This is a genomic window from Coleofasciculus sp. G1-WW12-02 (assembly GCF_040219735.1).
Lineage (GTDB): Bacteria > Cyanobacteriota > Cyanobacteriia > Cyanobacteriales > Coleofasciculaceae > Coleofasciculus.
Genome location: NZ_JAVJRX010000183.1, coordinates 1 through 19,103 on the forward strand (window position 1 = coordinate 1; position 19,103 = coordinate 19,103).

The following is a 19,103-nucleotide window of genomic DNA, read 5'->3' on the forward strand; positions in this document are numbered from 1 at the left end:
AGGTAAGGTCACAGGAAGAACACCTGTTCTTAGGCGTCAGGTGGAAGCTCAGTAATGAGTGCAGCCGAGACGTACTAACCGACCGAGGGCTTGACCTTCTATATTCTCTCGCTGTGCAGTCTTGAGGGTTCTTCTCTCAACGAATTAGAACCACAATCTTGTCTGGTGTCTCTGGCGCAATGGCACCACTCCGAACCCATCCCGAACTCGGCTGTGAAACGTTGCTGCGGCGAAGATACTTTGGGGGTAGCCCCCTGGGAAAATAGCTCGATGCCAGACTTCTCATTTTATTAATAAAGCCCTCTTTTATTCAAAAAAAGAGGGCTTTATTGTTTGGGTAAGAACGCCAACAACGACTAGAGTTGTTAGTGACTGAATCTAGAACCTTAATTTTTTACGAAAAGCGATCGCGACGACGAAATACAAACAGATTGCCTGTTGCACCTCGCCCCACCCTGATTTCTGGATCGAGGTAGGAGGTTGTCCATAAAGCCTGATTGCGGAAGAATTCCCAGACTGGGATTTTTAATTCAGGAAGGCTCCAGTTTTCCAGATTAAAGGGTTTGGTTGCTTGCAGGGAGAAGGCATTAAAGGTAACATTGGCAGTGCGATCGGGAGTATCCCACGTCCAAACGCCATCAGCTTGTAACCGCCACTCTCCTAGCAGAGGTAAGTCTAGAAATGCGCCGTTAGAGGCACAGATTTTCTGGGTATCACCTGCAACTAACGTTTGCCACACCCGTTTGATTTTTAGGGTTCCCCCCAAATCGGGAATTGATGCAAGCTGGCGGGTAACAACGGTTCCTCTTGAGGCGTAGATCAATTCCCAGTTACCGAGTAGAGAGGGGAGAGAATTGGGGTGGAGTGGGTTGGGAATGGGATTGAGGTTTTCGAGCTGGTATACAATTTCATTAATTGGCTCTCCATTTGCGGGAAAGAGGGCTTGCTGTAGCCCCAATGCTTCTATTCGTTGCAGGAGTTGTGTTTTTGTTGATGACATTTCGGCTAATCTAAGTAGCTATTAGCAATAGCGGCAAAATTTATATTTTTTAAACTAATATATCCCTCTAGGTACTCTGGCTCAACTTCCTTGAATATCCCCGAATCATTTTGATAGGAAGGTATCCAGAACTCACTCTTAATCTCTAAATCCTTAAAACTATCATTGCCACCAAAAAATTGCTGCAATAGATATTCATAGACAAATTGTTTTCTGATACTTTCTTCTTTAAAAGAACGGCGATTCTTAATATCGCGACAGTAGGCTAGGGATAAGTATTTTATATCAATCACTTTCAAAGAGCATACTTTGTTGCAAAAATTTGTAAATCCATCAATTAATTCTTGGCTTGTTAAAAATATTGTTTTACGTCTAAACAAGGAGTTATTAAAGACATTGTTTTGATTAAAACCAAACTCATCAAACAAAAATTTCTCAAATTGATTGGGAGTAAAGATGGCTTTATTTAAAGCCACGTAAAAAACGTGATTTAGCCTAAACATCATATCTAGCGATTTGAAACTTAACTGTTTAATATCTATTTCCCAAAAAGAATAAAAATTGCTAGGTAATTGGAAATTAATAATGAGTTGTTTGTTTTGAGTGTTATAAACTTTTTCTAACTCTTCAAAAGTATGGTGATATGTAGGTTGACCTTCATAGGCTATTTTTAATTCAACTTCAGAATCATCAGGTAACGCACAATTGAATGTAGTTTTATAGGTTAAGTCATCCCATGTCTTTTTTGTTAATTTTAAGAAATAAGTATTTTTTTCTTCACGCCTAAATTCATGGAAACCAGTAGAAAATACAACCGCATCTGGTACTAATCGCCTACCATTAATACTAAAGGCATTAGCTAGATCCACTATCTTGGTATTACTAGTAGCTAATGACGCTACATCATTAGAGAGAAATCTGGTATCTAAGTGCAAAATATATTCGGGTGATACTGTCTTTGCTAAGTACGTCAGGCACATCGACTCCCAAACGCTATAAAAGTTCTCTATTCCCCAAATTTCTCCTTTATCAGGTTGGGATAGCTCCCCATGCAAAAATAACTCAATTGCATCATAAAAATACCAGTAATCTGTATCTTTAAGGGCAGTGTTTCTATCAATTAATTCCAGTGCGTTTTTAAGACTATCAACCGTTTGACTGCTAGACTCATCATGAAATAAGCCAGACTCGGCATCAATATACTTGTGCTTAAACCGTTCGGCTAAAGCAGTAACTTCACCGCTAACTTCTTCATGCAACTGCTGCTTAACCTCTACCAGGATATAGCAGTACATACCAACGATATCAGTGGACTGGTAATGCACCATCTGCCGGGGTAATGTCATAGCATCAATATATGCTGCGCCGTTATCCAGATACACCGCATGGTGTAGAAATAAATGCAGTTTGCTGTAGTCTATTTTCTCCGATTTTCCCAACCTATCAGCCAAAGACAATATTTTAAGCTCATCATAAGCGTTGAGAATAGAATCAATCAGATATAACTTCGAGTAAAAGATATTCTCTTCTATCTCAACATCAGGTAAACTGATTCGCTGAATACTTCCCTGATTTCTGATTACACCATCCCTATCCTGAGTTTTGATATCAGCTTTAAGATAATCTTTCTGGAGGCAAATTTCTTTAAAATGATTCAATACCTTATAAAACTGAAAAAAAAAGTCTCGCTTGCTGTCGTAAGTAGTAAACAAGCTTGGATCAAATCCTTTAGGCAAGCAGAAGATTAGCTGGAACTTTCGTCTTTTTATACCTACAAACGAATAGGTTTCATTAACCTCTAATTGCAGTTCTTTAAAATCTATCATTATTCAAAAAAATGGGATATCGTCTAACTCATCTTTCTACTCTAAAGCAGTTACACTATCATGCATATATTTTATAAATTTTTTGGTATGCATTACAAAATCGGCATAAGTCGTTAAGTTTGTGTCACTCAATGATTCTGTGAAAACTTTTCCTAAAGGTCTTTTGTCTCTGGCAAATACACTATCCCACAAATAGAACATGACTTTATCTTTTACTTGATCCAGCGAAACTTTTCCATCATTAGGCTTAATAAACCACCAACCAATTTGTTTATCTTCTACTCTTCTAATACTTGAATAATGGGATTTTATAAATTTATTGATTCCTACAATACATCGATACCACTTTAGATGCTCACCATTATCTAGTTCCAAAGTTGCTTTTGATATTATATCTGGTACGTTCTTATTTGTTATGTCAGCCTCACTAGGAGCCTCCACATACTCCCAATCCCAACGTCTCTTAAAAGCACTGTCTAGATAGTAAATTGACTCATCAGAGGTATTGATGGTAGCAAGAATGGATAAATTAGGAGGAAGGCTAATTTTATGATCCTTTAAGTTTTTCAACCTTCTTACTCTATCCCTATCCTCAGAATTGCTGCTTAATTTATTTTCCAATTCATATAATACAAAATTTTCCAATGTTGAACCTTTTACCTGTATCTCTCTATCAACTGTAATATTAGCTTTATAGTCCATGGCATTAAACAAACCGACCAGTTCCAACTCAGATATATCTACATCATAAGTTGACCAGCCATCATCTTCTCTATCTAATAACTGAAATATTGATCCGAAAATAGCAGCAGCATTTCCTCGATTCAATTCATCAATTACTAATAGATATTTTTCTTCGGAATTGTCAATTAAACCTCGATATGCTTTACCCAATGCCTGTAGGAAATGTCCGGGGTAATACTTGTAAGCTACAGAATTACCATAAGTGTATGGCAATAACTTGCCCATAAAATCAGAATAAGTATATTCAGGATGAAATACAGTTTTAACCGTATTCTCTAGACTTTTGGTATCTTCATCAAGTTTTATACCTAGTTGATGCTTGGCAATCTGGCGCAGCTGATAACTTTTACCCGTACCGGGACTGCCAAAAAGAATTTTTTGGATTGGTTTGACTGAATTTCCCATAATCTCCAAATAAGGTTCTGAAAAAATAAATTAGCCGTCTGTCTAATCTTTCCCTAGAACCAAAACCGCCGCTACGCACTCCATAAAATACTTCGCCAGTATATCGGAGCCATGATTACCCACCTCTGGTAACTTCGACTCAAAATGTCTTTGTCGATTCTAGCCCAAAAAAAAGCTAGAGTAACAAGGTCAGCAGGTATCAAATTAGACTAATGGGGACACTGTATGTTGTCGGGACGCCAATTGGCAACCTAGAAGATATGACCTTTCGGGCGATACGCATCTTACAAACCGTCGATACTATCGCCGCCGAAGATACCCGCCACACGGGAAAACTGTTGCAGCATTTTCAAATTAAAACCAACCAAATCAGTTACCACCAGCACAATCGCCAGCAGCGTCTACCTGAATTGCTGAATCAGTTAACCACAGGAAAAACTATCGCCCTGGTTACGGATGCGGGAATGCCCAGTATATCTGATCCCGGTTATGAACTCGTCCAGGCTGCTATAGAAGCTGGAATTCCAGTTATCCCCATCCCCGGTGCTACGGCGGGAATCACCGCCCTCAGCGCTTCTGGACTCCCCACAGATCGATTTGTGTTTGAAGGCTTTTTACCTGCTAGTGGACAAGAACGCCAACAACGGTTAGAGGTGTTAGCGGCTGAATCGAGAACCTTAATTTTTTACGAATCGCCCTACCGCCTCCAGCAAACCCTGGAAGATTTCGCCAACATCTTTAGTCCTTCCCGTCAAATCGTCCTAGCGCGGGAGTTAACCAAATTACACGAACAATTCTGGCGAGGCACCATTGAAGACGCGATCGCATACTACACCGACCACGAACCCAAAGGTGAATTTACCCTTATCCTTGCTGGCGCACCCCCTGAATCCCCCGTCCTCTCGGAAGCCACCCTCAAAGCCGAACTCAGCCAACTGATTAACCAAGGACTTTCGCGATCGCAAGCCGCCCGTCAATTATCTCACCTCACCAATCTGCCGCGACGCAACCTTTATCAAATGGCACTCTCATTACCGTAAGTAGAATGGCGCTGAATTAAGGCTGGTGGGCATTGCCCACCCTACGGTATGTCTTGATCAAATGGCACTATCGTTAAAGGTTGACGAAGGACGAATGACCAATGAAAACTGAAAAAGACCATCAACTTGACAGATGGTCTTTTTTGTGCTACTAGTTTCGTTGTCGTTCTGGGAGGAAATATGCTGCCCGTTCCCAAGCGTGCAGCTTAAGATTTCTTCATGTTTTTATCGTAACAGAGAATACGTTTTTTATCAAACTTTACATTTTTATCCAGAAATATCTGCCGTCCGATAGTGTTCAGCTTGTTGAGGACGCCCCCACAATATCCGTTCTCGCTTATAAATCGCCATCCCCGGTTTAGCACCCTTGGGCTTATAGACATGCTTCGGCTCAGTATACACCACCGGCACCACATCACTCTGACGACCTCGACTATAATGAGCAGCTAGGTCAGCGGCAAACTGGAGATCCGCCTCATCTGCCACAGCCCCCGGATCTAACCGTAATAAAACATGACTCCCAGCAATCTCTTGGGTATGAAACCACAAGTCATAATCCCCAGCCTTGCGAAACGTGAGCTGGTCATTTTGGCGATTGTTACGACCAATTAACAATTCAAACCCACTCGGTGTGCGATATCGGTACGGTTCCGAGGCTTCAGTCACATCACGACTACGCTGATCCCGAACATCCAAATAGCCTTGTCCAATCAACTCCTCGCGGATTTCCTGTAACGCCTGCAAATCTTCCGGCGTGGTGTAGCGATCAATCTGAACTAAAGACGCCTCAACCTGTTCCAAATACTCAACTTCCGCTTGCACCTCTTGTAGTAAAGGCACAACCGCCAGACGCGCCCGTTTCAGCTTTTGATGACGTTTATAGAGGGCTTGAGCATTTTGCACCGCATTTTTTTCAGGATCTAAGGAAATCGTCAATGGCTGATTGGTTTCAAAGTCCAGAACCGTCATCTGGTTCATTCCCGGTTGCCAATCTTGCAGATGCGCCATCAATAAGTCAGCTTGTTGACGATACTCATCCGCTTGTTCCGATTGCTGTAACCGTTGTTCAAAGCCTAACGCCTTGGAGCGCGATCGCACTAAAAAACTGTTGACCTTCTGGAGCAATTGGTTATGCAGTCGGCTAAACTCTTGTCGATTGAGTTGGTCAGTATAGTAACGATGCAGTAAAACCTGGACAGTTGGAGCCGATTTAACCACACCCCAACCTAAAACATTGTATCCATCGTCTGTCCAACCCGGTTTGAGTTTGTAGGGGCTCTTTTCACTATTATCATTTGTTGTCACTCTAATGTTACTAAACCCGCCCCCATCTTCCCCAACAAGGGCGGGTTTAGTTAAGTTATCAGTTCTCTCCAAAACGTTATCCGTAAAACCCGCCCCTACAACCCCATCTTCCCCAACAAGGGCGGGTTTAGTTAAGTTATCAGTTTTCTCCAAAACGTTATCTGTAAAACCCGCCCCTACAACTCTGGTTCCCTGCACCTCGGCTCCCCAATCCTCCAGCGCCCATAGCCATTCTTGCCAGCGCTGAAACAGCCGTTGCCAATGCTGTGTTCCTAAACTTTCAGTTGACCCTTCGGGATCTAAATCGGCAGCTTGGATCATGGAACGCACCAGTGCTGGACTTAATCCCCGATAACTCTTGAGTAATTGCCGTTTTAACGCTCCTGGAACTAAGCTAACTCGTTCCTGCCAACGCTCTTGAGACTCACTCAAACTGGGCAGATTACCCAACAAAGCCGGCGGATGTTCGTAAGGCTGACCGGTTTGAATGGGACGGACGCTGGATTGCTGGGGACCAACTTGATGGGCGGCTGTGACGATGATATTTTTAGCGTCTGTAAGAATAACGTTACTATATTTACCCATAATTTCCACATACAGATGCCAGAGAATCGGATCTCCGGGACGTCGGGCAAATTGCAAATCTAACACCCTCTCCCAAGGGGCAATGAACTGAATCCCTACCAGCGCCAACCCATTTAACTGATGTCGCAGTTGGTCACTAAACGTAAATGTATCGGGTATTCGAGGCGGCGGATCACTCAAGCAAATTCGGGCGGCTTGGGGATGCCAAGCCACTGTCAGCCATCCTCTACCTTGAAGCGTTCGCAAGCATAGAGCAATGGTATAGCGATCGCGCTGATAAACTTGTTCAAGTCGTCCTGGTATCCAACCAGCTTGTAACTGTGTACAAGCTGCTGTTAAGGTCGTAAAGTCAACCTGTTGCATGCCGATTCTGTCTTGGTAACGGTGTTTGGTGCAAAGAAAGCGTCCGTTGTCGTCTGAGTATCTACTTAATAGCAGATGACAAGTAAGCCGAATTTATGTCAAGCAAATCTAATCTTTTTTTCGGGTAAACCCGAAAATCAGGGTTTTCTGTGCGATTTAACCTTGTAAGCCTAAATTTTTGTAGATAACATTGTAATCAAATCCCTCGTAATCGCTCCTCAGGCGGCTTTTGCCGTTAATTTTTCATGGACATTCAACTGATCAATATCGGTTTTGGTAACATTGTTTCGGCAAATCGTGTCGTGGCAATCGTTTCTCCAGAGTCTGCCCCTATTAAGCGTATCATTACAGATGCCCGTGATCGCGGGCAACTGATTGATGCGACCTATGGGCGGCGCACTCGAGCCGTCATCGTTACCGATTCTAGTCATGTTATTTTATCAGCGATTCAACCGGAAACGGTTGCTCATCGCTTTGTCATTGGCAAAGATGGAGCAACTAACCATAATTAATTCGACAAGGAACCGATGAGCAAACCAGGCAGACTTATTGTAATAACGGGTCCTTCTGGCGTGGGGAAAGGAACTCTAGTCCGTTTACTTTTAAAGCGACACCCGCAACTGTATCTATCGATTTCCACCACCACCCGTTCACCGCGTCCCAGCGAAGTGCAGGGACAGCATTATTATTTTGTCAGTCGGGATAGGTTTCAGGAGATGGTAACCGCCAATGAGTTATTAGAATGGGCAGAATATGCGGGAAATTATTATGGTACACCCCGCAAACCCGTGGAACAGCATATTCAACGGGGTGAGTCTGTTCTCTTAGAAATTGAACTAGAGGGAGCAAGGCAAATTCAACAAACCTTTCCCACCGCCTTACGTATTTTTATTGTGCCCCCCAATGTGGCAGAACTCGAACAGCGCATTCGTCGGCGGGGTCAGGATAGCGAGGATGCGATCGCGCGACGCCTGGAACGCGCCAAGGCTGAAATCGAGGCGGCGGATGAATTTGATCTGCAAATTGTCAATGACAACCTGGAAGATGCTCTTGTCAGTCTGGAAGCGGCTATCTTTCCTCAGAATTCGTAATTCGTAATCAACCGATCAGTTTACAGGGGTTTTCAATTTAGTTGACTACAGGCAATGCTTTTTATGCCTGCCCTTGAGCAACTGAAAAAACTTGACAAGCTTCAGCGTCGAGTTGTGGTATTTGTTCTCATGCTGATTCCCGTTAAATTTTTAATCGATTGACTTTTATCAATGATCCAGGGCTTCAGCCGCCACAACGGATTTCAGGGAAAGGCAAGCTTACCTGTGTAGTCAACCCTACGCTAAACCAGCTAACGTACCGGATGAGTGGCTTCAACAGACCAGTCATGCCAGTATAGAAGAACCGATATCAGGGGCATCACGACATCTCACCGTTTAAAACCGCACGTAAGCATGCAAAGCCAATTAAATACCCCTGTACTAGAACAATTGATTGATTTACTTCAATCGAGTTATTCGGTGGAAGAGGCATGTAAAACCATTGAACCCTTAGTTCGACAACTTTTTCCCCATGAGATTGGGGCGATTTTTGTGATGAACTCATCAAAAAACTTACTGGAGGCGATCGCGACTTGGGGTTCTATCCCCTTGACGAGCGATTCAGTCTTTTCGCCCCACGAATGCCTAGCATTACGACGTGGACAGGCTCATTTGGTCGATGATACCCATTATTGCTTAAACTGCCAGCATATTCGCGCTAATTCTCCCGCCGTGGAAACCTTTTGTGTTCCCATGATTACCCATGGAGAAGCGGTGGGTTTGTTGTCCGTCAGTTCCCTCCAACGGGGGCGAATTGCCCAAACTCGACAATTAGCGGAGAAAGTGGCGAAGCATATTGGCTTGGCATTAGCCAACTTAAAACTCCGAGAAACTCTGCAAACCCAGACGTTTCGAGATCCGCTGACAAAGCTTTATAACCGACGGTATCTAGAAGAATGCTTGGAACGAGAGATCCGCAAGTCTCAACGTAAACCCCAGCCTATCGGGGTGATTTTATTGGAAATTGATGGGATGGAACAGTTAAATGACAGATTTGGGCAAGCCATGGCTGATTTTCTGTTACGCGAGATTGGTTTTTTATTGCCCAGCCAAATTCGGACATCTGATATTGCCTGTCGTTACGGCGGTCAACAATTTCTCCTATTATTGCCAGAAGCTGCGTTAGCCGTCACCCAACGACGCGCCGAACAAATGCGACAGAGAATTGAGCAACTCAGTTTAGAATATCGGGGTCAATCCCTGGGTTCTGTGACAATTTCTGTAGGGGTAGCCAGTTTTGCTGAACATGGTAAAACGGCGAAGGAAGTTCTGCAAGCGGCTCAGATAGCCCTAAATCTGGCGATCGCCGGAGGACGTGATCGCGTTGTCACAGCATCCTGAGCTCAAATGGAGGTCAAAATTCAAACGTTACTTAGAGACGTGCCATGGCACGTCTCTACATTGTTTCCCTGCTTCTGGGATGGGGCGATTCCCTACGGGATAGCTTCGCTTACCGCACAATGGTTAAAATGCTTAAAGCTGCCACTCCTATCGTTACCAGCACCATACCCACAATTTGAGAAACCGTTAATGGACTCTGAATCAAAATCCAAGCCAACAATGCCGTTAACACAGGTAAGGTAGCCCCCAAAACCGAAGCACTAGCTGCACCAACTCTCTTCATTCCCATGGTGTTGAAGACATAACTAATCAGAGTAACACCGCCTAAAACCAAACCACTAATCATTAGATTTGACCCCAAACTCGGCGCATAGACCAAACCCCACGATGCTGGGAAGGATATCATTACACCCAAGGCGGAAAATATCAGGACGATGGCTAAGTTCAGCAACAAAATTGGCATCGGATGAAGCTGTTTTGCCAGGTTTTGCATAAACATCAAATGCAGTGCAAAGGCGATCGCTGATCCTGATGCCAGGGTAACACCGAATGGTGACAGTTCCCCGCTACCACTGGGTAAAGTCGTCAGCACAAACCCAGCAATCACTATAGCGAAGGGAATGAAATGACTCCATCGATTGAAGCGATCGCTCAATAGCAACAGCACGATGGGATAGATAAAGAAAATAATCACAGCCACACCGGGCGCAATGATTCCTAATGCCCAATACAGCAATACTTTGGATAAGAATACCGAAAACCCACTACATACGAGAGTACCGAATAAACCCCAATTGCGCGATCGCACAACCTGCTGAATATCTCGCCACACCCCCGGATAAAACCCCCAACTCAAAATTGCCGCCATCGGTACAACCACCAACATGCGTGACCATAGTACCAGTAAAGCATTCCCTAGGGTCGGCAGCCAAAAACCACCCACAGGTGCTGATACTCCCGCGCTCGCTGTGGCATTAAAAATAATATTGACAAAAACGTTTTCAAATGCTATGGCTAGCAAGGATAACAACACCAGCACTAACCCAACCAGCTGTTTCCCCGTGGATTGTTTTTGCGGGCGTCTTTGAAACTGGGTAGGTTCAACAACGGGTAAAGGTGATTGAGACGCAGACGTGACGATTTCACCTTGATGAGAGGGAGGAGAAGATCCATCCGGATCAGGCGGTGGTAACGTTAGATGATTAGGGGCGGCGGGAGGGATTTGAGCACGGGGTTCAGGGGTAGAGGATAGGGGAGGCATTTCAGCTTTGAGTCGATTCACCAGCGTCTCTAGAATCACCGACCCTTGTTCCTGTAGACTATACATCTGGCTCAACTGTTGGGAAATTGAGCTTTGATAGCTATTGAGATCCTGTTGTAGTGTTCTAAACGTGATTCTCAGGGTGTTATCTAAGGAGGCGACTACTTCCTGGATGGTTTGCTGATGATTTCCCACCGTCTGATCCAGGGAGAGTGTTTCTGAAGACTGGGCGAGTTGTTTGAGTCGCTGACTGAGTAAGTCTTGCAGTTGATTGGCTAAAGCTTGGGCAATCTCAGACTCCAGTTCTGGCTGTTGAGTCAAGTGCTGCTGTCGTTGATCGTGCAGCGTTTTAATCTCCTCGGTCAACTGGGCTTTTTCTTGTTGTAGCCGCTCAATCTCCTGAGTAAACTGAGTCATGAGACTGTGACGCAATGTCTCTATGCCTTCAATACTCTCCGTCATGGATTGCAAGAGATCGGCGGCGGCTTGTTGTTCTCGATTCTCCGCGTTGTCCGGTTGATTGTCTAGTTGCCCCATTTGCATTTAACCTTTGATTAACCTCACCGCTTTGAGTCGGATGATGAATTTTAGCCACGCAAACGTAGAGCGTCAAGTCTTTTGATGTCTCTTAATGTACCGCTTATTGGTCTTATACCCAATCCGCTTTGGGAATTCATGCCAGATCTAATTTTTGCACGAGTGTAGTGAGATTACACCGGGCATAGCCTACGACTTGAGGAGAGTGATCCTGTAGCTGGAAGAGAATTTTCAGCAGGGATTGAGAGAGGGAATTGCCATACACACGAAATAATTGTTCCTGGAGTTGACAGAGAATGCGATCGCCTGCAATATCATCAGTACCGGGGCGCATCAGCCAGTGGGTTCTCAAGACTTGGAGATGGCTGATATCGTCGCTTTGTGCAACCTGATTAATTTCTCTAACAGCGTGCTCAATTAATCGATCTGTTGCTACTTTCATGACCATGGGTTGCAGAGTAAACGAGGGTTCATCAGCGCTGAATCGTTTTTCTAGGAGCGATCGCGTCTCTAAAGCTGCAATTCCAAAAACGGCACTCAGATCAGAAGCATAGAGCAAATGGCTTTGCAATCGGCATAATGAGATTGGTTCCTGCCAAATGGCTAACCAGTAGGCAATTGATAGCTCAGATTCAGACAACCTGTCAAATTGCTGGTTAAGCAACGCTTCCAGGCGATCGCCTACAACGATAGTATTCTGACGGCGAAATGCGTTTACATTCCCGGCAAAAATCGACTGAATCAGCGGTATTATGGTTTTCAATGCCAATGGATTACCCCGGTACAGTTGCCACAGAGCCGATAGTCCGGGTTCTTTGCTGGTGAATCCTCCGGCTTGCAGTAATGCCATTGCATCAGCTTGTTCTAAGCCTTGCAAGGTTAAACAGCGAACCCATTTAGAGTTAGCTGCGATCGCGTCAAATCCAGGTAGTTGTTCGCGACTGGTAACTAGAATACAACTCTGATGGCGGTTGAGGCTCAAGGATTGCAACAATTTGCTGTAGTCCTCAATATCCTCTCTCTTGTGCACAACCGAATCGAGTCCATCAAGTACCAGTAGACAGCGACGCTGTTGTAAATGATGTCTGAGTTGCCTTATTCCTGACTGAATATCTTGAATAACGGTTGGTTCAAACGTATTCAGGATACTGTCGAGTAGCGTTAGCAGGGAGGGTTGGTAAGTTAGCGATCGCCAGAAGAGACAATCAAAGTCAGACTGGACGCGATCGCATAGAGCAACTGTGAGGGCGGTTTTGCCAATCCCACCCATGCCAACGATTGCCACGAGTTTACAATTGTCTGTAGTAATCCACTCCTCTAACTGATTTAACGGTTGAGTTCGTCCATAGAAATGATCCAGATCTGGTGCTTCATCCCAATCAATCAGGGGAGATTTAAGTGCGGGTACATTAGGGTTTAGGCTTTCGGGAAGTTGTGCGATCGCCTGCCAATCGCTGATACCCACAGCTTGACAGATAGCAATAAAGGCATCCTGTTGAATTCGTTCCCCGCGCCAAAAGCGGCGTAGAGTCGCTCTGGAGGTATGTGCATCCTCCCACCAACAAGCGGTGCTAGTTTTCGTCCAGCCGCGACGTTTCCTTGCTCGGTCTACAATAGTTAATCCTTCTGTGGATGCACAGAGCGAGTTATTCATAGTAGCATGATCGGTCAGGATAGTATCTGCCAAGAACTCAAGTTCTTGGCTAAAAGCTCAAGTCCATTAAAATGGACTAAAATCCCTATACTGTCTATTAATCATGGACTTTAGTTATGGGTTAATTTGGTAAAAAATGCAGGTTTACTTGTGTTTTATATCCCCCTATTGTCTAATAACTATCTATCACTTATTCAGATAAACTTGTTCACAGTCCTGTTCTATTGCTTGGCGCATTAACTTAACATCATCGGGTGGGATTGAACCTGCGAAATATAGTAATTGTCGCCCGAATACACCTTGAATTGTTGAACTGGCTAAAGCGTGGGCAAATTCAAGCACTCGCCACTGCAAATCTTGAGGCATCATTTTCAGTTGTTCAATTAGCTTATCCAGAATAGGTGTATCCATATTGCTCTGTTGTATACAATTCTCAACTCATTCTAGTTTAGCTAGGGGACTCTAGAGCGTCGATGCCATAATAGCAGTGGTAAAGAAAAAGTAATAAGTCAAAGAGTTACGCTGGCTTGGTATCTAAAGCACCATTCGTAGGGGCACGATACTATCGTGCCCTATTATATGTAGCTGAACCAGATTTTTTTAACATAGATCCAACCCAATGATTCAAATAACAAAATTTGCTAAAGATTTTACTCTGACTCTGGGAGAGTTGTTTGATTGGCTACTGGAGTAATAAGTTAGGAGGTGGTTGAATTTCTGGGCAGGTTGGAGGCGGTGAAAGAGAGTAGTCATTGGGGTGTCTCTGGATTGTTTTCTGAATCAGTTTCTTTTGGCGTCACGTCGAACATTATCTCGAAGGAAAGGGTAGGAATCAGGCGGCGGAGGACTTGCAGGTGTCCCTCGGCGTCACTTCGGCAGCGAAAGCGTCCGACGATGCGGGTGTGCATATTGGGCAGAGGGTTGATAATGCACCAGGGGAAAAGCTGTTGTTTGTAGCTCATGAGACTTTATTGGCGGTGAGGGTAGGTTGTTTGGCTAATGTGCGTTGAATGATGTTGAGGAGGGTTTGGCGCTGGGGTTCGTTGGTTTGGGGATGAAGTATCCAGGCGCTGATGGGGTCAGGTTGGTAGGTTAGGAGGTAGCACTCCTCGGTGTTTCTGCCAGTTCCTCTGTGATTGAGGGGGATAATTGTCCAAGCGGCTTGTTTGGGTCGCTTGCGGGTGATGTAGCCCTGTTTTTTGAAGGCGGTTTTTAGGGCAGCAATGTCTGTGGCGACGCGATGAGCTTCGGTCGCTTGGGATTTTTTCATGGATATTTGATTAAGATGAGACACTAACTAGGGAAAGACCAGCCAGTTAAGCTGTAACTTGACGGAACCAGCTAAACCTACTGGTCTTTATATCCTGTTAACAACATGAACTTTAGCTCCGGTTGATTGTCCTTGTCAAGAGCTAAAGTTCATGAATTTTAGTTCCGCTATGACTGATTCAAACGAAGGGAAATCTCAATTAAGACTATTCAGAGAAGCTGCGGGACTTACCCGAGCTGAACTTGGAAACCGTATGGGAGTTTCTGAGCGCCAGATTTACGACTGGGAAAACGGGGTCAAACTGCCAAGAGTGGATCGGGCAGTTGCTTTGGCTCGCGAGCTAGGAGTTTCAATTCAGACGGTCTGTAGTGCTTTAGGTATAGATGTCACTGGTGTTCCTGACGGTGATGGTGATTAAAACATCTGATAGTTTGTGTGAACATGACAGAAGAACAACGGCAAGAGCAAGAGTCTCCCCTGAAGCAGCGTAGAGATGAGTTGGGTCTAACTCAAAGGGATGTTGCTATGGCTGTCGATGTGTCTGTGCAGACAGTTAGCAACTGGGAGACAGGACGGTATAAGGAAGCGAAGTTAACTCTGCCGCAGGTAAAAGCACTCTGTCGAGTATTGTGCTGGAGTATCGATGACTTACCTGATGATTTGGCATCACCGCGATCGCGATCTGGAGATGAGTAGGAAAGGGATAAAAGCTCCTCTCCTGTCATCCATCGAGTTTACCTATTCCAATGAGCTGGTCTTTCAATATGTTCTGGTAGAATAGTTTTGCTATCTCCGACTGCATCTTTAATCTGTGTTCTTGTGAGGTTCGCATCCTCTAAGAAAGCACCTTGGAGGTCTGCTTTGTACAGGATTGCCCATTGCAAATTGGCTCCCAAAAGATATGCCCCTTGCAGATCAGTTTCTATTAGGTTTGTCCCTTGCAAATTAGAATTGCCAAGGTTTACTTCCTTTAAGTTGGCTCTCCCAAGCTGTGCCCGTTGCAAGTTGGCTCTCTCAAGATATGCTCCTTGCAAATTAGCTTTTATTAAATTTGCCTTTTGTAGATTAGCTTCACAGAGGTTTGTTTTTTGTAGATTAGCTTTACGGAGGTTTGCACCTGCAATATTTACCTTGATTAAATCGAGTTTCTGGTTTTCCGGGTCTTTCTCTATGTCACGCCGTCCGATAACAGTAAGCGCTTCTTGAATATCATCAGGAATACCTGCCTCTCCTTGTCTCGGAGGAGCGTTCCTAACAAAAGCAGCTAAATATTCCATAACTGCCCAGTGGTCTTCTGGTTGGGAAGACTTAGCAAGTTTTCCTAGATAAGAAATTGCACCTATACGAACATGAATATGTTTACTCCCCAGTTGTTCAATTGCTTTAGAAAAGTACTCTAAAAACGCATTGGCTCCAATTAGGTGAGACGCATCTGGAGTATTTTTTTCTTGGTCTGATAAAGAATGATTGGGTTGAGATTGATCCAGTACTACCTGCTCAGGGCTTGGCTCACTTGCTAATGTACCAACTATTTTCTCTGATTCTTGGTTGGGTTTAGTGATCGCCTCTTCACTTTCAGCTAAACCAGAAGGAGACGATATTGTTTTTTCGGCTTCCAAGTCACTGTATCGAGCAATTTCTTCTAATAACTGTTGTTCTGTAATTCCTAAGCCTTTAGCAAGTTGCTGACGTGTTTTTTTTCTAGGTTCTGCAATTTCCTTACCTGGCTTTGGATTGACGAGCTTACTCACGTAGCTAGGGTCTAATCCTGCTTGCTTAGCAAACTGTCGATTGCTCAGTTCTTTTTCGTGCAGTAATAGTTTTAGAGCCGCTCCAAATAACTTAGCTTCTTTAGGCTTGTACATCTAAAGTTCAACCGTTGAATTTCAACCCGTGGCACATTTTCAACCTTCCGATTGAAAGGAACTTGCCTTTAGGATTGAGCTGTAATAAATTCGAGGAAATACAATGACAACTCAAACTACAGCCCAACCTATCACCGAAGTCCCCACGCAACCGCTCTCGCCTCCGTCCTTTCAAGGTGACAGCACCTTTTGGACAATTATGGTGATCGCTATCCTAGTTAAGGTAATTGTAGGCAATCCACCTGCAAACAAGCCACGCCAGTAATCTTCATCAAGCTATAAGTAGGGTGGGCAATGCCCACCTTACCCCTTCAAGAAGTTGCTAATGCGGATTAATTCACTCGAAATGAAGTGCGGCTAAGACTGCGATCGCATTCTCATGAGCTGGGGAATTAACTCCCACTGTAAGTAGCAACAGTCCTCTTGCATAGACTAGGTAAAATTTCCAGTCCACTTCAGTGGACTTAAGCTATTAGCCCGGAGTTTAAACTCCGGGCAGAATTTTATCAAGCCACTGGAGGATGCTCACCCTGCCTATCCAACCAACTCACCAAATCCTCCACTCCAGAAAAATCCAACAACGCCTCGGCCAATGCTTCCACTTGCTCCAGCGATAGCGCTTCAACCTTTGCTTGGAGTTCTGGACTCATTACCCCAACTCGACGATTGAGCAAACGGAGAACCAGCGCTACTCCCTCTCGTTGCCTTCCTTCCTCCAGCGCTTCCCGATAGACTCGCGTCTGCTTCAACTCACTCAATCCAAACATTGCTGCAATCTCCTGCCGACTCAATTGCGGAAATTTATAAACCACAATAGTTTCAATTAACTCTATTATCGCTTCTTGCGACAAGCTCACTGGCTCTGTTTGCTGTACCCGTGCGAGCAACTGCTTCGCTTGTGCCACTGCCTGTTCTTCAGGTTCAACAATGAGCCGCACCAATCCAACCTCTACCGATAACTCCTGTATGTCCCCCAATTCATCAAGATAGATGTGTTGTACCTGAGGGCTATTGAGTAGAACCCGATAAGGTTGGGTGTCAGTCGGCTCTTGACTTCGCGTTGGATAAAGGGCAACGGCTCGCCAATCGACAATCTGAGGATTTTGGTTCAAAAACAGAAATACTTCTGCAAATAAGCGTCGGTAGAGTTGCTCGTCTTTTTGAAATTGAACTTCGACAAAGTAAGCAATGGGATTGGGAACATCCTGAGGGGGTAAGAAAACGCCATCAATGCGGAAGGCAGTTTGCTTGAGTTCTACTGAGCGAAAGACATAACCTTGGGCTTGAGCTGGAGACTGTCCAATCAGCTCAAAAAAGATAGTCGGCGCACTTTGAAACAGTCGATAGAATAGGGAATCAGTTTTCACTGCTACAGGCACTGTTAAGGGCTAGACGAGTTGATTTTACATCAAGTCCACGATTGAGCGTAAATTAGTAATATATTATCTAAATTCCCATACCTTTACAAAGCGCTTCAATAGATTTCATAGACAAATAAAGCTTCATGGGTTCCTGCCTAAACTGCTGAAAGCCATACTTGATATAAAACCCCAAAGCCTTCTCATCCAAAGCTTCCGCTACTACAGCCAGAGATGCAACTTGCGCCGTAGAATCCAATGACTTATGAAGAGCGTCTATTAACATTAGTTCGCCAAATCGCTTTCCTTGTTGGCTATTATCAACAGCCAGACGACCTAACAACGTAGCTGGCAATAAAGGGTAACGAGGTAAACGTTTCGCCAAGTCCTCATTTAGAACGGAAACATCAACCGTATAAGCCGAAAGAGTGTAGTAAGCTAAAACGCTCGTATCAGGCTCATCAATTAAAACGAATGCAGTTGCAATTCGCCGCTTAATATCTTGAGAGGCTTGTTTCCGGATGTAATTATCTAAACTGTCTCTCCCACAGCAGAAGTCTGAGCGGATATGCCTTCGACTATCAAGAGGCTCAATTTTGAGAACCATTATTCCCTAACTTGTTTATATCGTTGAGCAGCCGCTTTCAAAGCATCATTAGGCTTGGGAGGGTTGAGCAGCGCATTAACAAAAGCTTCACTATCCTCAACACTGAGTTTGAGGGTTTGATGCTGCTCGATAACTTTGCAAGCTGCTGCCTGAACGCTGGCAATTACAAAGTCAGTCAACGTGCGTCCCTCAAGATCGGCGGCTTTCTGCCAAAGCGCTTTAATTTCCGGATCGACACGAGCTTCTAGTCGTGCTACTGATTTGGGATTCGTTGCAGGAGCCATATCCACAGAACCGAGATTTTAACTGGGCGTTTCATTTCAATTCTATACGGCAAATCGCCGTATGTAAACTTCGCTACTGTTATGCTTCCCTTGACTCGATGTCATTTCGGCTCAACTTGTCAAGTTCTGATAATTTAAACGATTTTTTCTCCCATAACGGTTTAAATTTTTCAATCATAGTCTTGTCTCAACAAAACGTCATAATTGCTCGTTTTTTACCTCTTTTTGGCAAAAAGCTACGATTTTTCAGGGGTTACGGCAATTGTGAGAAGAGTGTGCGATTTTCAGGTATACTCTCTATGGTGGCTATTTTTTGGGCAAAAACAATCCAAGCACAGCTAAACCCCTTGAATCTTCGTAAAAACTTTGTATAGTTTATGATTCTTGTCTCACGCCCAATGTACCCTTGGACGCATGTATTTTGTTAAAGGGTTCTTCGGTACTTATTATGCTAAACTATCAACTAAATGCCAAAACAATAAAGCTCTTTTTTCAAAGTTATAAAAATTGGTAAATCCAAAACCACAACGTTTTATTACCTTTAATCTATTGTTAATTCCTTCGACG

At 44.2% G+C, this 19,103-nt stretch carries 21 protein-coding genes and 2 rRNA genes; 9 read left to right on the plus strand and 14 right to left on the minus strand.

Annotated features, from left to right (window positions below):
* A 23S ribosomal RNA gene (locus RID09_RS28535) occupies window positions 1–98 on the plus strand; the annotation flags it as partial.
* Window positions 99–161: 63 nt separating this feature from the next.
* Window positions 162–279, plus strand: a 5S ribosomal RNA gene (gene rrf, locus RID09_RS28540).
* 115 nt (window positions 280–394) lie between these two features.
* Here rrf and RID09_RS28545 read toward each other — a convergent pair.
* Genes RID09_RS28545 through RID09_RS28555 form a run of 3 tightly spaced genes read right to left on the minus strand, consistent with a single transcriptional unit; the run spans window position 395 to window position 3,975 of the window.
* A complete protein-coding gene (locus RID09_RS28545; protein WP_446339295.1) occupies window positions 395–1,000 on the minus strand; it encodes a PAP/fibrillin family protein in 606 nt (201 codons plus the stop codon).
* A 5-nt stretch (window positions 1,001–1,005) separates the two neighbouring features.
* Window positions 1,006–2,826 (minus strand): hypothetical protein, encoded by a 1,821-nt coding sequence (locus RID09_RS28550; RefSeq protein WP_446339296.1) that lies wholly within the window; start codon window positions 2,824–2,826, stop codon window positions 1,006–1,008.
* A gap of 36 nt (window positions 2,827–2,862) precedes the next feature.
* Window positions 2,863–3,975 carry an AAA family ATPase gene (locus RID09_RS28555; RefSeq protein ID WP_446339297.1) on the minus strand — a complete coding sequence of 371 codons (1,113 nt, stop codon included), beginning with the start codon at window positions 3,973–3,975 and terminating at the stop codon, window positions 2,863–2,865.
* A 212-nt stretch (window positions 3,976–4,187) separates the two neighbouring features.
* Between RID09_RS28555 and rsmI the strand changes: the two genes are divergently transcribed.
* Complete coding sequence (gene rsmI, locus RID09_RS28560; RefSeq protein ID WP_446339298.1) at window positions 4,188–5,015, plus strand: 16S rRNA (cytidine(1402)-2'-O)-methyltransferase; 828 nt, start codon at window positions 4,188–4,190, stop codon at window positions 5,013–5,015.
* Window positions 5,016–5,282: 267 nt separating this feature from the next.
* On the opposite strand, the gene RID09_RS28565 is transcribed toward rsmI, so the two are convergent.
* Window positions 5,283–7,268, minus strand: a complete 1,986-nt coding sequence (locus tag RID09_RS28565; RefSeq protein ID WP_446339299.1) for an Rqc2 family fibronectin-binding protein — start codon at window positions 7,266–7,268, stop codon at window positions 5,283–5,285.
* Between the two features lie 245 nt (window positions 7,269–7,513).
* Here RID09_RS28565 and remA point away from each other — a divergent pair, with 245 nt between their 5' ends.
* The 3 genes from remA (at window position 7,514) to RID09_RS28580 (ending at window position 9,700) form a co-directional block, all read left to right on the plus strand.
* The gene (remA, locus tag RID09_RS28570; protein ID WP_446339300.1) at window positions 7,514–7,780 is read left to right on the plus strand and encodes an extracellular matrix/biofilm regulator RemA; all 267 of its coding nucleotides are present in this window, start codon (window positions 7,514–7,516) and stop codon (window positions 7,778–7,780) included.
* A 15-nt stretch (window positions 7,781–7,795) separates the two neighbouring features.
* Window positions 7,796–8,359: a guanylate kinase gene (gmk, locus tag RID09_RS28575; RefSeq protein ID WP_446339301.1), complete on the plus strand. Its 564-nt coding sequence runs from the start codon at window positions 7,796–7,798 to the stop codon at window positions 8,357–8,359.
* Window positions 8,360–8,713: 354 nt separating this feature from the next.
* Window positions 8,714–9,700, plus strand: coding sequence for a GGDEF domain-containing protein (locus tag RID09_RS28580; protein WP_446339302.1), 987 nt, complete (start codon window positions 8,714–8,716; stop codon window positions 9,698–9,700).
* Between the two features lie 109 nt (window positions 9,701–9,809).
* Here the strand turns inward: RID09_RS28580 and RID09_RS28585 are convergent, their stop codons facing one another.
* From RID09_RS28585 to RID09_RS28605, 5 genes are all read right to left on the minus strand, one after another.
* A complete protein-coding gene (locus RID09_RS28585; protein WP_446339303.1) occupies window positions 9,810–11,498 on the minus strand; it encodes an EamA family transporter in 1,689 nt (562 codons plus the stop codon).
* 136 nt (window positions 11,499–11,634) lie between these two features.
* Complete coding sequence (locus RID09_RS28590; RefSeq protein WP_446339304.1) at window positions 11,635–13,152, minus strand: NB-ARC domain-containing protein; 1,518 nt, start codon at window positions 13,150–13,152, stop codon at window positions 11,635–11,637.
* A 186-nt stretch (window positions 13,153–13,338) separates the two neighbouring features.
* Window positions 13,339–13,563: a hypothetical protein gene (locus RID09_RS28595; RefSeq protein ID WP_446339305.1), complete on the minus strand. Its 225-nt coding sequence runs from the start codon at window positions 13,561–13,563 to the stop codon at window positions 13,339–13,341.
* A 338-nt stretch (window positions 13,564–13,901) separates the two neighbouring features.
* The gene (locus tag RID09_RS28600) at window positions 13,902–14,114 is read right to left on the minus strand and encodes a hypothetical protein (RefSeq protein ID WP_446339306.1); all 213 of its coding nucleotides are present in this window, start codon (window positions 14,112–14,114) and stop codon (window positions 13,902–13,904) included.
* Window positions 14,111–14,422 carry a hypothetical protein gene (locus RID09_RS28605; RefSeq protein WP_446339307.1) on the minus strand — a complete coding sequence of 104 codons (312 nt, stop codon included), beginning with the start codon at window positions 14,420–14,422 and terminating at the stop codon, window positions 14,111–14,113. Before RID09_RS28605 ends, RID09_RS28600 begins: the two co-directional genes overlap by 4 nt.
* A gap of 151 nt (window positions 14,423–14,573) precedes the next feature.
* On the opposite strand from RID09_RS28605, the gene RID09_RS28610 reads away from it, so the two are divergent.
* Both RID09_RS28610 and RID09_RS28615 read left to right on the plus strand, forming a co-directional pair.
* Window positions 14,574–14,840, plus strand: a complete 267-nt coding sequence (locus RID09_RS28610; RefSeq protein ID WP_198016536.1) for a helix-turn-helix transcriptional regulator — start codon at window positions 14,574–14,576, stop codon at window positions 14,838–14,840.
* A 23-nt stretch (window positions 14,841–14,863) separates the two neighbouring features.
* Entirely contained in the window at window positions 14,864–15,118 is a 255-nt protein-coding gene (locus tag RID09_RS28615) for a helix-turn-helix transcriptional regulator (protein WP_446339308.1), read from the plus strand.
* Between the two features lie 38 nt (window positions 15,119–15,156).
* Here RID09_RS28615 and RID09_RS28620 read toward each other — a convergent pair whose 3' ends face one another.
* The gene (locus RID09_RS28620; protein ID WP_446339309.1) at window positions 15,157–16,287 is read right to left on the minus strand and encodes a pentapeptide repeat-containing protein; all 1,131 of its coding nucleotides are present in this window, start codon (window positions 16,285–16,287) and stop codon (window positions 15,157–15,159) included.
* A gap of 103 nt (window positions 16,288–16,390) precedes the next feature.
* Between RID09_RS28620 and RID09_RS28625 the strand changes: the two genes are divergently transcribed.
* Complete coding sequence (locus tag RID09_RS28625; RefSeq protein WP_446339310.1) at window positions 16,391–16,552, plus strand: hypothetical protein; 162 nt, start codon at window positions 16,391–16,393, stop codon at window positions 16,550–16,552.
* Between the two features lie 241 nt (window positions 16,553–16,793).
* Here the strand turns inward: RID09_RS28625 and RID09_RS28630 are convergent, their stop codons facing one another.
* The 4 genes from RID09_RS28630 to RID09_RS28645 all read right to left on the minus strand — a co-directional run bounded on the left by RID09_RS28630 (window position 16,794) and on the right by RID09_RS28645 (window position 19,093).
* On the minus strand, window positions 16,794–17,654 hold the full coding sequence (locus RID09_RS28630; protein ID WP_446339311.1) for an Rpn family recombination-promoting nuclease/putative transposase: 861 nt from the start codon (window positions 17,652–17,654) through the stop codon (window positions 16,794–16,796).
* A 79-nt stretch (window positions 17,655–17,733) separates the two neighbouring features.
* The gene (locus RID09_RS28635) at window positions 17,734–18,252 is read right to left on the minus strand and encodes a GNAT family N-acetyltransferase (RefSeq protein WP_446339312.1); all 519 of its coding nucleotides are present in this window, start codon (window positions 18,250–18,252) and stop codon (window positions 17,734–17,736) included.
* Window positions 18,252–18,536: a type II toxin-antitoxin system TacA family antitoxin gene (locus RID09_RS28640; protein WP_446339313.1), complete on the minus strand. Its 285-nt coding sequence runs from the start codon at window positions 18,534–18,536 to the stop codon at window positions 18,252–18,254. Before RID09_RS28640 ends, RID09_RS28635 begins: the two co-directional genes overlap by 1 nt.
* Window positions 18,537–18,982: 446 nt before the next feature.
* Window positions 18,983–19,093: a hypothetical protein gene (locus RID09_RS28645; RefSeq protein ID WP_446335796.1), complete on the minus strand. Its 111-nt coding sequence runs from the start codon at window positions 19,091–19,093 to the stop codon at window positions 18,983–18,985.
* Window positions 19,094–19,103: the final 10 nt, after the last annotated feature.

Bases quoted from the DNA above. Each gene is read 5' to 3' on its own strand.
- RID09_RS28545 (WP_446339295.1), bottom strand. From the start codon at position 1,000: ATGTCATCAACAAAAACACAACTCCTGCAACGAATAGAAGCATTGGGG.
- RID09_RS28550 (WP_446339296.1), bottom strand. From the start codon at position 2,826: ATGATAGATTTTAAAGAACTGCAATTAGAGGTTAATGAAACCTATTCG.
- RID09_RS28555 (WP_446339297.1), bottom strand. From the start codon at position 3,975: ATGGGAAATTCAGTCAAACCAATCCAAAAAATTCTTTTTGGCAGTCCC.
- rsmI (WP_446339298.1), top strand. From the start codon at position 4,188: ATGGGGACACTGTATGTTGTCGGGACGCCAATTGGCAACCTAGAAGAT.
- RID09_RS28565 (WP_446339299.1), bottom strand. From the start codon at position 7,268: ATGCAACAGGTTGACTTTACGACCTTAACAGCAGCTTGTACACAGTTA.
- remA (WP_446339300.1), top strand. From the start codon at position 7,514: ATGGACATTCAACTGATCAATATCGGTTTTGGTAACATTGTTTCGGCA.
- gmk (WP_446339301.1), top strand. From the start codon at position 7,796: ATGAGCAAACCAGGCAGACTTATTGTAATAACGGGTCCTTCTGGCGTG.
- RID09_RS28580 (WP_446339302.1), top strand. From the start codon at position 8,714: ATGCAAAGCCAATTAAATACCCCTGTACTAGAACAATTGATTGATTTA.
- RID09_RS28585 (WP_446339303.1), bottom strand. From the start codon at position 11,498: ATGGGGCAACTAGACAATCAACCGGACAACGCGGAGAATCGAGAACAA.
- RID09_RS28590 (WP_446339304.1), bottom strand. From the start codon at position 13,152: ATGAATAACTCGCTCTGTGCATCCACAGAAGGATTAACTATTGTAGAC.
- RID09_RS28595 (WP_446339305.1), bottom strand. From the start codon at position 13,563: ATGGATACACCTATTCTGGATAAGCTAATTGAACAACTGAAAATGATG.
- RID09_RS28600 (WP_446339306.1), bottom strand. From the start codon at position 14,114: ATGAGCTACAAACAACAGCTTTTCCCCTGGTGCATTATCAACCCTCTG.
- RID09_RS28605 (WP_446339307.1), bottom strand. From the start codon at position 14,422: ATGAAAAAATCCCAAGCGACCGAAGCTCATCGCGTCGCCACAGACATT.
- RID09_RS28610 (WP_198016536.1), top strand. From the start codon at position 14,574: ATGAATTTTAGTTCCGCTATGACTGATTCAAACGAAGGGAAATCTCAA.
- RID09_RS28615 (WP_446339308.1), top strand. From the start codon at position 14,864: ATGACAGAAGAACAACGGCAAGAGCAAGAGTCTCCCCTGAAGCAGCGT.
- RID09_RS28620 (WP_446339309.1), bottom strand. From the start codon at position 16,287: ATGTACAAGCCTAAAGAAGCTAAGTTATTTGGAGCGGCTCTAAAACTA.
- RID09_RS28625 (WP_446339310.1), top strand. From the start codon at position 16,391: ATGACAACTCAAACTACAGCCCAACCTATCACCGAAGTCCCCACGCAA.
- RID09_RS28635 (WP_446339312.1), bottom strand. From the start codon at position 18,252: ATGGTTCTCAAAATTGAGCCTCTTGATAGTCGAAGGCATATCCGCTCA.
- RID09_RS28640 (WP_446339313.1), bottom strand. From the start codon at position 18,536: ATGGCTCCTGCAACGAATCCCAAATCAGTAGCACGACTAGAAGCTCGT.